Genomic DNA, 14950 nt, shown 5'->3' with positions numbered 1-14950 from the left:
AATCATTGAATCCTGTTTATAAGGACTCAATTAAATGATATAATGGTATAATTAATAAATCTCAAGGGGGGTGGTAACGTGAAAATATCAACAAAGGGAAGATATGCTTTAAGATTAATGTTAGATTTAGCAGTTCATGATTCGGGAGAATGTATTTCTATTAAAAGTATTGCATCCAGACAAAATATCTCAGAGAAATATTTGGAGCAGATTATTACCCAGCTTAATAAGGCAGGATATGTAAAAAGTGTTAGAGGTGCGCAAGGTGGCTATATGTTATCAAAACCTCCTGAAGAATACACCGTAGGCATGATTATAAGATTAATGGAGGGAAGCTTAGCTATGGTAAGCTGTCTTGATTCAAAAGACAATCCTTGTAACAGAGCTATTGATTGTGTTACTTTAGAAGTTTGGAAGAAAATAGGTGATTCAATCAGTGAGGTTGTAGACAATATTACACTGGCAGATTTAGTAAAAAAATACAATTTAAAAATGTCTCATTGAAGTGATAATTAAGAAACTTTTTAATTGCATTGTTTAAGCTTAGCTTACTTTGCCTTTTAGTTTTTTATTTCAAATAGATACATGCAATTTAATATTATTACAGTAATCAAAGAGCAGTTTTGGATTTCTTGACAAATTATTGCAATTTAAATATAATTATATAATGCGTAAAAAAGTAATGCTTATGGAAAGGGGAATCTTACAAACATGGCAGAAGATGAAAAAATTAATAAAGATTCGATTATTGAGATTGTTGGACTAAGCAAGACTTTTAAGACTAAGAATTCTGAAGTAAATGCTCTGAAAGACATCAATTTAACTATTAACAAAGGTGATGTTTTTGGTATTATAGGTATGAGCGGAGCAGGGAAAAGTACATTAGTCAGATGTATGAATTTTTTGGAAAGACCTACAGAAGGAAAGGTTCTCTTTGATGGCAGAGACCTCTTTTCAATGTCTGCCATAGAATTACGTAGAACAAGGCAGGAAATTGGAATGATATTTCAACAATTTAATTTGCTTATGCAGCGAACTGTAGAGGAAAATATTTGTTTCCCAATGGAAATTGCTAAAATTGATAAAAGCAAACAGAAGGCACGTGTAAAAGAATTGTTGGAAATAGTGGATTTATCGGATAAAATAAATGCTTATCCTTCACAACTGTCAGGCGGGCAGAAACAGAGGGTTGCAATTGCAAGAGCTCTTGCTACCAATCCTAAGGTTCTTCTTTGTGATGAGGCTACTAGTGCTTTGGATCCTAAAACTACAAGATCAATTTTAGCACTGTTAAAGGATATAAATAAAAGATTAGATATTACAATTATAATCATTACTCATGAGATGAGTGTAATAGAGGAAATTTGTAGTCATGTTGCCATAATAGACAACAGTCAGATTGCAGAATATGGGACAGTTGAGGAAATATTTTCCCATCCTAAGACTCAATCTGCAAAGAGACTTGTGCATCCCGATGGAGAATTACTTGATTTTCATGGACAAGCAGGTAAACATGTCCGTATTGTATTTAATGGTAATTCCTCGTTTGAACCGGTTATCAGTAATATGGTGTTAAAGTGTAAAGCACCTGTAAATATTATGTTTGCAGATACAAAGAATATAGATGGAAAGGCTTTCGGACAAATGATTGTTCAGCTTCCAGAAGACAATACTCTTTCTGATAAAATGATAAATTATCTTAAAACTCAGAATGTAGAATTGGAGGAGGTGTATGATTTTGTTTGATAGTCAAACGATTTTAATGTTTTTGATGGGTACACTTGAAACCTTATATATGACTCTTGTTTCCACATTGTTTTCATATATTATTGGATTGCCTTTAGGTATGTTGTTAATATTAACAGATAAGAAAGGAATGCATCCTATTGCTTGGCTGAATAGTGTAATAAATGTAATCGTTAATTTCTTAAGATCTATTCCGTTTTTAATATTGTTAGTAGCAATTATACCTTTTACAAGAACTATAGTAGGAACTTCTATAGGTTCTACGGCTACTATTGTACCACTTGTTGTGGCGGCGGCACCCTTTGTCGCTAGATTGGTTGAACAGTCACTTCAAGAAGTAGATGGAGGAGTAATTGAAGCAGCACATAGTATGGGAGCTTCTCCTTTGAGAATTCTTTTGAAAGTAATGCTTCCTGAGTCTATGCCTTCTCTTCTTGTGGGAAGTGCCATAGCATGTACAACTATTTTAGGATATTCAGCTATGGCTGGATTTGTAGGTGGCGGAGGACTTGGCAAAATTGCAATAAATTATGGATTCTATAAATATGAAACCGAAATTATGTGGATTACTGTGATACTTCTTGTTATAGTTGTGCAGATTTTGCAGGAAATCGGTATGAAAATTGCTAAATCAAGTGATAAAAGGAATATTTGATAACAAAAGGTAACAAAATACTTTTTGATATAAGTGCGAAAAAGCATACAAAAGAAAGGAACGTGAAGAAAAAATGAAAAAAATTATTACAATTTTATTAGTCTTTGTAATGTCCTTTGCTCTATTAACAGGATGCGGAGGAAATAAGGACAGCAATACTGCTGACGATAAAGATAAAGATCAATTGACAAAGATTACAGTAGGTGCATCAACAACACCTCATGCTGAAATTTTAAATGCAGTAAAAGATACTTTGGCAGATGAGGGTTATGAACTTGTTGTTCAAGAATTTACCGATTATGTACTGCCAAATACGGCATTAAATGATGGATCACTAGATGCTAACTATTTTCAGCATCAGCCTTATTTAGATGATTTTAATAAAGAAAAAAATATGGATCTGAAAAGTGTAGCGGCGATTCACTATGAACCATTTGGAATTTATCCGGGAAAGAAAAAGTCATTAGATGAAATCGCAGATGGAGATGTTATAGCAGTTCCAAATGATACTACTAACGAAGCCAGAGCATTACAGTTATTACAAGATCAAGGATTGATAAAGCTTAAAGATGGTGTAGGATTAGAAGCTACTGTTAGGGATATTACAGAAAACCCTCATGATTTACAGATTAAAGAATTGGAAGCAGCTTTAGTTGCTCGTACACTTCCTGATGTTGACTTTGGTATTATAAACGGCAATAATGCACTTCTTGCAGGATTAAACGTTTCTAAAGATTCCATAGCAAGTGAGGACAAGGAATCTGTCGGAGCACAGACTTTCGCAAATGTTTTAGTTGTAAGACCAGAAGATGTAGATGATCCTAAAACGAAAGCTTTAGTAAAAGCACTTACTTCTGATGAAGCTAGAAAATTTATAGAGGATAAATATGAAGGAGCAGTAGTTCCCGTATTCTAAATTATAAAGATTAAATATATAAAAATAGCGGGTTTCGTTTCCCGCTATTTTTATTATAAAAGGAATCTTTATGGGGAAATTAATATAAAAGAAGTATAAGCTAATTTTTTGCATAAAACATAAGAATTTGGCAAACTATTTAGTGGGAGATGCAGATTATGAAATTAAAAACAAATTTAGCTATATTTAAAATTAGAGATGAATCGGATTCAAAAGAAAAATTTACAAGAGCAGTTAAATACTATCAGGAAAACAGAGTAAAGCATCCTAGACTATTTGAAGCTTTTGGAAAAGAGATTATTTCAGCTGAGGTAAAAGGCAGCGAAAATTCTGTCTATAATACTAAAGTTGTGTTAGACGAAGATGGAAATATTAAAGGCTATGATTGTACATGTCCTGCTTTTGATACGTATGGCCCTTGTGCCTGCAAACATATATTAGCATTACTGCTTTATAGGTTTTATAATACAGATACAAGAGACTACTACGATGAGAGTTTTGCAGAACGTCAAGTAAGAAGAAACGATAAAGTTGTTACGGATATTAGAATTAAGTCTCTTATTAATCGATACTTGACTGATGATATGGTAAAGGCTGAAAACTATGAAGCGGTTAAGGTTATTCCAAAACTTGAACTTTATGATGATACAGTATATCTTAGTTTAACAGTAGGAAAGAAAAGGCAATATGTTATAAGAAATATTGAATCTTTTTGTAAAAATATTAAGATGAGCGCAAATGTTGAATATGGAAAAGAACTAGCTTTTGTTCATAATATGAATGCTTTTGATAAAGAATCTAAAACTTTAGTTCAATTTGTCTTAAAAAAGCAGTCAGAAAAAGAGAGCTTCATTGAAGGTTTAGGAGGCAATTCATATAGATATGGTTATAGGTATAATAGATATGGATTAGATTCAGAAAAGAAATTTTTACGCTTAACACCAGCTGCGGTAGATGAATTATTTGATATTCTTATAGGAATGGAAACTTTCATTGGACTTTATGGAAGCAAGTCAATTGCATCAAATATAATTGATTACACTCCTGAATTTATATTAAAATTAGAGAAAGATAAAAGTTCAAAGGGATTTTATCTTCATTTACCTGATTGTAGTTATATATTGGGAGAAAAGTATCTTTATATACATTGTGATGATAAATCACATTATGGAAAAGCAAATGAAATTACAAAAACTTTGTGCAGATGTAATCAGGATTTTTCTGTAAAGATCAGGGATTTGGTGAAAAGTTTATCGGGAGCAGGAGAAAAGCTTGCTATTTCAAATGATGATATGTCATCCTTTTACAGTAATGTTTTAGCTGAATTTGAGAATTTAATAACTATTAAAGGTGATGTTGATGAGTTAAAAAAATATATACCTGATGAGTTTGATATAAAGTTCTATGTAGATAGTCCTAAAAAAGATGTTATAACAACAGTAATAAAGTATAAATATGGAGATAAAGAATTTGATCCATATTTACATGGAATATCAAAAAATGGGATAGTCAGAAATGATAAAAAGGAACGCAAAGTACAAATGGCAGTGGCAAAATACTTTAGCGGATATGATAATGAAAATAAATGTTTATATATAAAAGGAAATGATGAAAATTTATATGAATTTGTAACAAAAGGCATAGAAGAGATGGCAGACATGGGAGAGGTCTTTGCCACGGATAAATTTAAGAATATGGGAATAAAAAGAACTTCTCAGATTTCCATTGGAGTTAGATTGGAAAATGACCTTTTAAAAATCGATTTAGATACAAAAGAATTGCCAATAGATGAAGTTATGGATGCTTTGAAGCAATATAATCTTAAAAAGAAGTATTACAGAATGAAAGACGGAAGCTTTTTAAAACTGGAAGATGAGGGTTTCTATGAACTATCAGAAATGATGGAAGGGTTAGATCTTTCGGGTAAAGATTTATCAAATGAAATTAGTGTGCCAAAATACAGATCTTTGTATTTGGATATGCTGTTAAAGGATTCCAGTAGTATAAGTTTTGAAAGAAGTATAAACTTTAAAAAATTAATAAGAAATTTTAATAACATTGATTACAGTGATTTGCTAGTACCAAAAAGCTTGGATTCTATCATGAGAAACTATCAAAAGTATGGATATCAATGGCTGATGGTTATGGATGAGTATGGTTTTGGAGGCATTTTGGCAGATGATATGGGACTTGGCAAAACGCTGCAAATGATTTCTTTAATTCTTTCAAAGAAAGAAAATGGAGAGAATTGTAAAACCCTTGTAGTCTGTCCGGCTTCACTTGTCTTAAATTGGAAAAATGAAATTGAAAAATTTGCTCCTTTACTAAAAGCTGAAGCAGTAATAGGTAATTTATCCGAACGAAAGAAATTTCATAAAAATATGGATGAGTATGATGTTATTATTACATCATATGATTTATTAAAAAGGGATATTGAATTTTACAAAGATAAAGAATTCCGATATCATGTAATTGATGAAGCACAATATATTAAGAATCATGGAACACAAAATGCGAAAGCTGTGAAAATAATAAACAGCAAACAAAGATTTGCACTTACCGGAACTCCCATAGAAAACAGACTTAGCGAACTGTGGAGCATATTTGATTTTCTTATGCCTCTTTATTTATCAAGCTATCAAAAATTTAAAGATACGTATGAAACAGATATTGTAAAAAATCAAGATAAAGAAAAATTATCTCAATTAGGTAAAATGGTTTCACCTTTTATGTTACGACGATTAAAAAACAATGTATTAAAGGAATTACCTGAAAAGGTTGAGAGCGTAATATATATGCAGATGGAGGGAGAACAAAAAAAGTTATACCTCGCTAATTTGATGAAAACAAAGGAAGAATTAAATAAGAACATAAATAATAATGAAGAAATCAATAAGATTGCTTTTTTAGCAATGCTGACAAGGTTACGTCAAATTTGCTGTCATCCGGCACTTTGCTATGATGATTATAAGTCGGGGAGTGCAAAACTCCATTCTTGTATAGAGCTTATAAAAGAAGCTGCATTAGGAGGGCATAAGGTTCTTTTGTTTTCACAATTTACATCTATGCTGGATTTAATAATGCAAAGCCTTAAAAAAGAAGGTATTTCATTTTATATTTTAACAGGATCTACTCCTAAAGAAAAAAGAATGGAGATGGTGGAACAGTTTAATGTAAATGATATACAAGTTTTTTTAATATCATTAAAGGCAGGAGGAACAGGATTAAATTTAACAGGTGCTGATGTGGTTATTCATTATGATCCTTGGTGGAATGTGGCGGCACAAAATCAAGCAACAGACAGAACTCACAGAATTGGACAGAAAAAAAGTGTACAAGTGTATAAGCTTATTGAGAAAGGCACTGTGGAGGAAAAAATATTAAAATTACAGGAAAGCAAAAAGAATTTAGCAGATGCAATTGTTAAAGACGATATGTCAGGATTAAGCGGAATGAGTAAAGAAGAGTTACTTGGAATTTTAGAGATTTAAGGAATTTGAAATGAATAAATATGAAATTTTAAAAAAATATTTTGGATATACACAGTTTAGAAAAGGACAGGAAGATTTAATTGAACAAATACTCCTTGGGAAAGATGTATTAGGTATAATGCCCACAGGTGCGGGAAAATCTTTGTGTTTTCAAATACCTGCACTTATGCTTGAAGGTATAACTTTAGTTATTTCACCTTTGATTTCTTTAATGAAAGATCAAGTTAATTCTTTAACTCAAGCAGGTGTTTCTGTGGCATACTTAAACAGCACGTTAACAGCAAACCAATTTAATCAGGTATTAAAAAATTCCATAAACGAAAAGTATAAAATTATCTATGTTGCCCCTGAGCGTTTAAATACAGAAGGATTTCTGCATTTTGCTAAAAATGCCAATATATCAATGATCGCTGTTGATGAGGCTCATTGCGTTTCGCAATGGGGTCAGGATTTTAGACCCAGCTATTTAAAAATAATGGAGTTTGTGCATAAACTGAAAGAAAGACCTATTATAAGTGCATTTACTGCTACAGCAACAGCGGCAGTAAAAGAGGACATTATTAAGATTCTCAAACTTAAAGAACCTTTTTCTGTAACTACAGGCTTTGACAGGAAAAATTTATATTTTGAAGTAAGAAAACCTAAAAATAAGATGCAAGAGCTTCATAAGCTTTTGGGAAATTATAAAAACAAATGTGGAATTATATATTGTGCCACACGAAAGAATGTTGAACAAGTTTGCACTGAACTGCAAAATGAAGGTTATTTAGCTTCTCGGTATCATGCAGGCTTGAGTGAAGAGGAAAGAAAAAATAATCAAGAAGATTTTATTTATGACAGATGTTTGATTATGGTTGCTACAAATGCATTTGGCATGGGTATTGACAAATCTAATGTATCATTTGTAATTCACTATAATATGCCTAAGAATATAGAAAGCTATTATCAAGAAGCAGGGAGGGCAGGGAGAGACGGAGAAGATGCGAGCTGTATATTGTTATACAGTGGTCAAGATGTGGTTACTAACCAGTTTTTCATAGAAAATTCTAATGAGAATGAAGAAATGGATGAAGAAACAGCACTCCTTGTAAAAGAAAAGGACAGAGAGCGTTTAAAAGCAATGACTTTTTATTGTCACACAACAGAATGTTTAAGGGAATATATTTTAAACTATTTCGGTGAAAAATCAAGCGGTTTCTGTGATAATTGCAGTAATTGTCATTCAAATTTTGAAACTATGGATATTACTGTGGAGGCTCAAAAAATTCTTTCTTGTGTATATCGTGTTAAAGAAAATTATGGCATAAAAATGATTGTGGATATTTTACGTGGCAGCAAAAATGAAAGACTTATGAGGTTTGGACTAAATAAATTGTCAACTTATTCTATTATGGCAGATACTTCTGAAAAAATAATCAGAAAGATTATTGATTATTTGATTCTGGAAGAATATCTTAGGTCAACTTTAGATGAATATCCTGTTTTGAAATTGACACCATTGTCGCCAGATATTCTAAAAGGAAGAAAAAATTTATCCATGAAGCTAATAAAAGAAATACCATTAAAAGAACATAAAGATATAAAAATACATAATGTTAATTCTGAATTGTTCGAAGGCCTTAAAGCAATCAGAAATTACATAGCGAAAAAACAGCGAGTACCTTCCTACATTATTTTTACAGATGCAACTTTAAAAGATATGTGTAAAAAGTTACCTAAAAATGAAGAAGAGCTTTTGGAAGTGAATGGGGTAGGACAAGTAAAATTAAAAAAATACGGAGGACAGTTTTTAAACGAGATTTTAAAATTTACAGCAGAATAATATATAATAATACTTTTCAATTGTCGTGTTGGAAAGTATTTTTTTATATGAATCTAAATATTTATGACACTTCTTAAATAGAATTTCAGATTATTTATTTGCAGATAAATTATATTATTACCACTTATTACATTAAATAAATGTTAAATGGTAGCAAAATTAATGTGAAATTTAGTAAAAATATTCCATTGATTAACTATTAATAGAACTTAAGTGGCAACTTGTGCACATATATGGCAACTTGCGCAAATAGTATTGACCTTTTGGTAAATATATGGAATTATTAAGGCAGAAGGGGTTAGAAAATAAAATTAAAGAATCTATAGATATTAAAAGATAAGGTATGTATTTTAAATGCATACTTTATTTTTTATATTTGTTGTATAACAAATTATCTTTAGCATAAACATCATCTCTTTTATATAAAAAGATATCATTATAAAAATGTCACAGTTTTGCCATATTTAGGCCGTGCTTTAAACATAGACGTTATGTATTGTGGTATTATAAAATTTAATGATTTAAAAAGGGAAGGTGCAATTATGAAAAATAACTTAGTAAAAAATAAATGGAGATGGATAATTTCCATATTCTTTTTAATCTTTGCAATGTTTGCAGCGATTATGCATCAAATAAAAGGGGGAGGTCCATCGGGTTCTGCTTCAGTTGATGCTCTTTGTCCTTTCGGAGGCTTAGAAACTTTATTTTCTCTCATAAAAGATGGAAGCTATATTAGTAAAATAACACCATCATCAGTAGTCCTTTTAATAGCAGTATTAATACTTGCGGTGCTTTTTGGAAAGGTATTTTGTGGGTATATCTGTCCTCTGGGAACAATACAGTCTTTATTTAATAAACTTGCAAAGAAATTAAAAATTAAACAATTAAAACCAAATAAGCATGTTGATAAAATTTTAAGATATTCAAAGTATGTAGTATTATTTGTCGTTCTTTTTATAACATATAAAGCAGGAGAATTAATATTAAGACCGTTAGATCCATGGGCTTCATTTATGCATTTAGGAAGTGGTCTTGAAGTATTTGAAGAATTTTTAATTGGGGTAATAATTCTAGCTCTTATAATAATATCATCTTTATTTATTGAAAGAGCTTGGTGCAGATATTTTTGTCCTCTTGGTGCTGCATTGGCAATAATATCTCCTATTAGAATCTTTAAAATAAAAAGAAATTCTTCATCATGTACAGGTTGCATGGAATGTACTAAAAATTGTCCAATGGGACTTTCAGTTCATAGTGATGATTCTCCTTCAAGTATGGAGTGTATTTCATGTGGAGAATGTATATCTTCATGTCCTGTTGAAAAAACACTTGAAACTAAAAGAGGAAGATTAGCTGTATCACCTGGTAAGACTGCCACAATATTAGTTATATTCCTAGTATTGTTTATCGGTGCAAATATTTTTACAGGAAATTTTAAAACTTCACTGTCTAATAAAGCAGTTTTGACGGAGAGTGAAGTTTTAGATCCGGAAAATATTAAAGGATATATGACAATTAATGATGTTTGTGAAGAATTTAATATCGAACCTTCTATACTCCTTGAATACTGTGGCTTGCCAGAAGACACTGAATTAGATATTCCGGTTAAAGACTTAAAAGAAAGCTTAAAAGAAGAAGGAATTGATTTTGAAACAGACAATCTAAGAGAAGTTGTAGAAGAAATCAATAATTTAGACAACAACATTTAAAATTAAATTATAAAATCATTAAAGATGAAATAAAATTATAAATTAGATAAATAAAAAAGAAGAGTACTAACAGTGCTCTTTTTTGATTTAATTAATAGCTTTAAGTGCTTTTGTTATGTAAAAATTCCATTTATAAGGATTTAATTTTATGTAATTATTAGCATACTCATATTTTAATGTTGACATTTAAAATAAACTAGAATATACTAATCTAGTAATTTACTAAATTAGTAATTTAGTAAATATTAAAAAATAAGATATATTAAATATAATAAATAATTATTATAAATATAATTTATTGGGAGGCAAATAAAGTGAAAATACCAACAAACTTAAAACATAAACCTGTTATTATAGCAGAGAATTATGGAGAAATAGATGGAAGATATGTGGGAAAGAGCGATGTACAAGGCTTATCATTAGGTTTGGCTCAATGGAATGACAGAGGTAAGCAGGATATATCTGCGAAAATCTGGAGATATACAGGAGAAAAATGGTCCAGACAATCAGAAGAAATGCCACTTCACAGAGTTCTTGATTTAGCCATATTTGTATGCAGAGCAGAGCAGCATTTCAGAGAAAGCTATAGATACGAAAAACTTTATGATCCTGAAAATCCTATAATTGATAGAGTTGGGCTTCAGGGAGATGCAATGACTGTTGAAGTATGTAAAGATAATGATTATTTAGATGAGGATATTCAAACTGTACGTCAAGCACTGGCTGATGACAGTGAATTATTAGGAGAGCGCTTTGCTGTATTAGCAAGATTATTAAAAGAGCTAGGGTATGGGGCATAAACAGCAAAGTGGGAATGGAGATTGTTTATGAAAATATTAATTTTAAATGGTAACAGCAAAACTGAATATATGGATTTTGAGAACTATATAAATGAACTTAAAAGTTTTTTAGAACAAAAAGATAATGATGTAAAAATAATTAATATAAGAAATTACCAATTACATGATTGCATAGGATGTTATCAATGTTGGCTTAAAACGCCGGGACACTGTTGTTTTCATGATGGAATGGAAAGTATTTTAAAAGAGTATTTAAAATCTGAAGTTGTTGTAATGGCATCACCTATAGTTATGGGATTTATCAGTTCTTTGACTAAGAGATTTAGTGACAGAATGTTACCTCTTGTACATCCCTTTCTAATTATGAGAGAAGACAGAATGGGCCATATAATGAGATATAATAAGCTGCCAAAGCAGGTCTTATTATTAGATGAAAGCAATGAATTGGATTTTGTAAAAGAGATTTATGGTAATTCTCAAAGAGATATAAGAAATATATTTAATACAGATCAGGAATTAGAGGTGATATGTGATGAAATTGCTAGTTATTAATGGGTCGCCAAAGTTGGGAGAGAATAATACTGAGATTTTGTTAGAAAGCTTTATAGAAGGATTTAACCTCAATAAAAACAATGATGTTGAAAGAGTTAGAATGAATACGGAAGAAACTTATAAAAAAGCAGCAGAATATTTTCAAGGGGCAGACAATATTTTAATTGGATTTCCTTTATATAGTTATTCCATGCCTGCAGGAGTAAAACTTTTTATAGAGGAATTGGAACCATTAATTGGAAAATGTCAAGATAAAAAAATAGGATTTCTTGTTCAATATGGTTTTGTGGAAGCAGTTCATGCACGACCTTTGGAGGGGTATTTAAAATATATAACTGAAAAATTAAGTGCAAAATATATAGGCACTATTATTAGAGGTGGTTGTGATGGATTAACTAAAAATGCAGATAAGCCAAGAAATAAAAATGAAATTAAGTTTTTAGAAGGAGCAAAAGAAATCGGCAAATATTTTGGAGAAAATGGACATTTTGATAAAGAGCAGCTTAAAAAATATTCAGAGCCTGAAACTGAGAAAAAGCATAATATATTTATTCTAAAGATATTAGTAAAATTGTTAAATAAAATTTATTGGCAAAAGCAGCTTAAAAAGAATGGCATCAGCTTAAAAGAAAGCTTTGCAAAACCTTTATCAGACGAAAATTAATTGCAGTCAGCATTATTTTAATACAGAGTGATAACAGATTGATAAATAAATATAGCCTGCAAATAAAAAGTCAATAGGAAGGAGGATAAAAAAATGGATAAAGAAACAAAAAAAGAAATAGTTTCAGAATATAAACAAAAGAAAACTACAGGGGGAGTATATAAAATAACTAATACTATCAATGGAAGATATTTCATCAAAGCAGAAATAGATTTACAATCATTACAAAATAGATTTGAATTTAATAAAAAAATAGGAAGTTGTTTTAATCCTAAAATGAAAGCCGATTTTGAAGAGTATGGGGTAGATGCATTTGAATTAGAATTTTTAGAGGAATTAGAAAAAAAGAACGAAGAAAGTCCTAAAAATTTTAGAGACAAATTAAAAAAATTAGAAGAAAATTGGATTGAAAAATTGGGATTAGAAAAAATGTATTAATATAATATAAATAAAAATAAGAGCTTTGAGTTAATTGAATTAATTCAAGGCTTTTATTTTTATCATATAATACTGTTGACAAACAATATTATATGTCGTATAGTATTGATGTTAAAATAATATTATATATAATGAGAAAAAGGAGAGATACATTATGGCGTTTCAAGTTGGGTCAGCTTTGTTGGATGCTTGTGTTCTTGCAGTGTTGTCTAAAGAAGATACCTATGGATATATACTAACTCAAACCATGAGAGATGTGACAGATATTTCCGAATCAACTTTATATCCTGTATTAAGAAGATTACAAAAGGAAGGTTGCCTATCTACTTATGATAAACCATTTCAAGGACGAAACAGAAGATATTATACAATAACAGAAAGCGGAAGATTAAAGTACGAAGAATACAAAAAAGATTGGATAGTATATAAAAATCAAATAGATCAATTATTGTGCGGAGGAGATAAAAATGAATAGAGATGAGTTTTTCAGACAATTAGAACAGCAGCTGAGGAGAGTTCCAAAAGAGGAAGCAGAAGATGCATTGGAATTTTATAAACAATATTTTGATGAAGCCGGGCCTGAGAATGAGTCGAAAATAATAGAGGAATTAGGCTCACCGGTCAAAATAGTAACTCAGTTAAAAGCAGAAGTTGCTATTAAAGAGCTTGACAAAGAGAAGTCTCCTTCTGTTAAAAAAGGCATTTCTGCAATTTGGTGGGTTATCCTTGCAATCTTTGCAGCACCTGTAGCACTGCCCGTAGCCATTACGGCAATTCTTTTAATTGTTGTACTGATTGTGGCAGCCGTTATAATTATACTGTCATTAGGTGCATTGGTTGTTTCATTATTTGCAACAGGTTTTATTATAGTAGTTTTAGGAATAGCAGTGATTGTCACAAGTGTTCCTACGGGGTTGTTCACAATGGGAGTAGGTCTGATTGCATTAGGTTTATGTTTACTTTTTGGAATCGTGGTTGTTTTGGCCACAAAATGCATTTTTAGAGGTTTAGTAAAATTAATGAATAAAGCTTTAAAAAAGAGAAAAGGAGTTAAATAAATGAAAAAAGCAACTAAAAAGATTGTTTTAATAGCAATTATATTAATAGTAATTGGGATAATATTTGCACTTATAGGAAGTCTTACAGGCGGTATGAGGTCTGTTACATTTGGCAAAAATGGAATTTCCATAGGACCAAAATTAGGCGAAAATTCCTCAGAAAATTTAGTTACAGATAAATATGATTTTGAGAAATTCATAAATGTAAAAGTTGATGCAGATTTATATAAGATTGAGTTCGTAAGAGGAAATGAATATGCAGTTGAATTTTCTTATGATGAAAATTATGAAAAACCTAATATTTATTTAAAAGATGATACTCTGATTATTAATGATGAAGAAAATAACTTTAGTTTTTTAGGATTTAATCGTATAGGAATCTTTTCTCAAAATTCCAAGCCAAGAATCAAAATATATTATCCTGAAACTACTAAGTTTAATAATGTTGAAATAGAGAATTCAGGGGAACTTGTGATAAAAGATCTGATTGCAAAACAGATTGATTTGAATATTGATTTAGGGAGTGCAGATATTTCTGACATAGAGACGGATAATTTAGAAATAGAAATTGATGGGGGTAAATGCAATATAAATAACGTTGAGGCAGGGAAAAGTAATATTTCTTTAGATTTGGGAGAATTATCTACAAGAGATTTTAAAACTAAAGGATTAAAGGTTGATAACCGTAACGGAGAAATTAATTTGCATGGAACCTTTGAAGGAAAAAACAATATTGAATGTGATTTGGGAAGTATTAATATAGATACTAGTTTGAAGGAAGAAGATTGCAGCTATAGCATTGATGTTGATTTAGGTAGTGTAAAGATAAACGGTAAAGCAGTAGATTCAACTATTGTAAACAATACATCCTCTAATAACAGTATTAAAGCAGAAATTTCTGGAGGAGAGGTTAATATCAACTTTGCAAAATAAGAAACTTTAAACATAATTATTAAAAACATAAATATTTAACTTTTAAAGAAATATAGCAATATAATTTATATAAAATTACATTGACAAACAAAAATTTTAATGGTATTCTACTAAAAGTTAAAACAGAAAGAATAAGCAAGAAGCTTTAAATTTAACCACGAAGGTT

Annotated in this window: 14 protein-coding genes; all 14 read left to right on the top strand. The window is 30.4% G+C overall.

Going from position 1 to position 14950, the window contains the following annotated elements; translation table 11 throughout:
* Window positions 1-78 precede the first annotated feature (78 nt).
* The 14 genes from K292_RS0113135 to K292_RS0113065 all read left to right on the top strand — a co-directional run bounded on the left by K292_RS0113135 (window position 79) and on the right by K292_RS0113065 (window position 14784).
* Window positions 79-504 (top strand): RrF2 family transcriptional regulator, encoded by a 426-nt coding sequence (locus tag K292_RS0113135; RefSeq protein ID WP_027400208.1) that lies wholly within the window; start codon window positions 79-81, stop codon window positions 502-504.
* Between the two features lie 207 nt (window positions 505-711).
* On the top strand, window positions 712-1746 hold the full coding sequence (locus K292_RS0113130) for a methionine ABC transporter ATP-binding protein (protein ID WP_037373221.1): 1035 nt from the start codon (window positions 712-714) through the stop codon (window positions 1744-1746).
* A 16-nt stretch (window positions 1747-1762) separates the two neighbouring features.
* The gene (locus K292_RS0113125; RefSeq protein ID WP_456318588.1) at window positions 1763-2401 is read left to right on the top strand and encodes a methionine ABC transporter permease; all 639 of its coding nucleotides are present in this window, start codon (window positions 1763-1765) and stop codon (window positions 2399-2401) included.
* A 73-nt stretch (window positions 2402-2474) separates the two neighbouring features.
* A complete protein-coding gene (locus K292_RS0113115; RefSeq protein WP_027400205.1) occupies window positions 2475-3317 on the top strand; it encodes a MetQ/NlpA family ABC transporter substrate-binding protein in 843 nt (280 codons plus the stop codon).
* Window positions 3318-3475: 158 nt separating this feature from the next.
* Window positions 3476-6808, top strand: coding sequence for an SNF2-related protein (locus K292_RS0113110; RefSeq protein WP_037373220.1), 3333 nt, complete (start codon window positions 3476-3478; stop codon window positions 6806-6808).
* Window positions 6809-6818: 10 nt separating this feature from the next.
* Window positions 6819-8630 carry a DNA helicase RecQ gene (recQ, locus tag K292_RS0113105; protein WP_027400203.1) on the top strand — a complete coding sequence of 604 codons (1812 nt, stop codon included), beginning with the start codon at window positions 6819-6821 and terminating at the stop codon, window positions 8628-8630.
* 542 nt (window positions 8631-9172) lie between these two features.
* Window positions 9173-10339 (top strand): 4Fe-4S binding protein, encoded by a 1167-nt coding sequence (locus K292_RS17235; RefSeq protein ID WP_051280746.1) that lies wholly within the window; start codon window positions 9173-9175, stop codon window positions 10337-10339.
* A 314-nt stretch (window positions 10340-10653) separates the two neighbouring features.
* Window positions 10654-11139 carry a DUF6530 family protein gene (locus tag K292_RS0113095; protein WP_027400202.1) on the top strand — a complete coding sequence of 162 codons (486 nt, stop codon included), beginning with the start codon at window positions 10654-10656 and terminating at the stop codon, window positions 11137-11139.
* Window positions 11140-11166: 27 nt separating this feature from the next.
* The gene (locus tag K292_RS0113090; RefSeq protein ID WP_027400201.1) at window positions 11167-11691 is read left to right on the top strand and encodes a flavodoxin family protein; all 525 of its coding nucleotides are present in this window, start codon (window positions 11167-11169) and stop codon (window positions 11689-11691) included.
* Window positions 11672-12355, top strand: a complete 684-nt coding sequence (locus tag K292_RS0113085; protein ID WP_027400200.1) for an NAD(P)H-dependent oxidoreductase — start codon at window positions 11672-11674, stop codon at window positions 12353-12355. Before K292_RS0113090 ends, K292_RS0113085 begins: the two co-directional genes overlap by 20 nt.
* A 93-nt stretch (window positions 12356-12448) precedes the next feature.
* Entirely contained in the window at window positions 12449-12793 is a 345-nt protein-coding gene (locus K292_RS0113080) for a GIY-YIG nuclease family protein (protein WP_027400199.1), read from the top strand.
* A gap of 154 nt (window positions 12794-12947) precedes the next feature.
* A complete protein-coding gene (locus tag K292_RS0113075) occupies window positions 12948-13268 on the top strand; it encodes a PadR family transcriptional regulator (protein WP_027400198.1) in 321 nt (106 codons plus the stop codon).
* The gene (locus K292_RS0113070; RefSeq protein ID WP_027400197.1) at window positions 13261-13851 is read left to right on the top strand and encodes a DUF1700 domain-containing protein; all 591 of its coding nucleotides are present in this window, start codon (window positions 13261-13263) and stop codon (window positions 13849-13851) included. Before K292_RS0113075 ends, K292_RS0113070 begins: the two co-directional genes overlap by 8 nt.
* Window positions 13852-14784: a DUF4097 family beta strand repeat-containing protein gene (locus tag K292_RS0113065; RefSeq protein WP_027400196.1), complete on the top strand. Its 933-nt coding sequence runs from the start codon at window positions 13852-13854 to the stop codon at window positions 14782-14784.
* The last annotated feature ends 166 nt before the right edge of the window (window positions 14785-14950 follow it).

Source organism: Anaerovorax odorimutans DSM 5092 (assembly GCF_000426305.1).
Lineage (GTDB): Bacteria > Bacillota > Clostridia > Peptostreptococcales > Anaerovoracaceae > Anaerovorax > Anaerovorax odorimutans.
Note: the sequence above shows the minus strand (reverse complement) of the source record. Positions and strands in the feature narration are given on the sequence as shown.

Bases quoted from the DNA above. Each gene is read 5' to 3' on its own strand.
- K292_RS0113130 (WP_037373221.1), top strand. From the start codon at position 712: ATGGCAGAAGATGAAAAAATTAATAAAGATTCGATTATTGAGATTGTT.
- K292_RS0113125 (WP_456318588.1), top strand. From the start codon at position 1,763: ATGTTTTTGATGGGTACACTTGAAACCTTATATATGACTCTTGTTTCC.
- K292_RS0113115 (WP_027400205.1), top strand. From the start codon at position 2,475: ATGAAAAAAATTATTACAATTTTATTAGTCTTTGTAATGTCCTTTGCT.
- K292_RS0113110 (WP_037373220.1), top strand. From the start codon at position 3,476: ATGAAATTAAAAACAAATTTAGCTATATTTAAAATTAGAGATGAATCG.
- recQ (WP_027400203.1), top strand. From the start codon at position 6,819: ATGAATAAATATGAAATTTTAAAAAAATATTTTGGATATACACAGTTT.
- K292_RS17235 (WP_051280746.1), top strand. From the start codon at position 9,173: ATGAAAAATAACTTAGTAAAAAATAAATGGAGATGGATAATTTCCATA.
- K292_RS0113090 (WP_027400201.1), top strand. From the start codon at position 11,167: ATGAAAATATTAATTTTAAATGGTAACAGCAAAACTGAATATATGGAT.
- K292_RS0113085 (WP_027400200.1), top strand. From the start codon at position 11,672: ATGAAATTGCTAGTTATTAATGGGTCGCCAAAGTTGGGAGAGAATAAT.
- K292_RS0113080 (WP_027400199.1), top strand. From the start codon at position 12,449: ATGGATAAAGAAACAAAAAAAGAAATAGTTTCAGAATATAAACAAAAG.
- K292_RS0113075 (WP_027400198.1), top strand. From the start codon at position 12,948: ATGGCGTTTCAAGTTGGGTCAGCTTTGTTGGATGCTTGTGTTCTTGCA.
- K292_RS0113070 (WP_027400197.1), top strand. From the start codon at position 13,261: ATGAATAGAGATGAGTTTTTCAGACAATTAGAACAGCAGCTGAGGAGA.
- K292_RS0113065 (WP_027400196.1), top strand. From the start codon at position 13,852: ATGAAAAAAGCAACTAAAAAGATTGTTTTAATAGCAATTATATTAATA.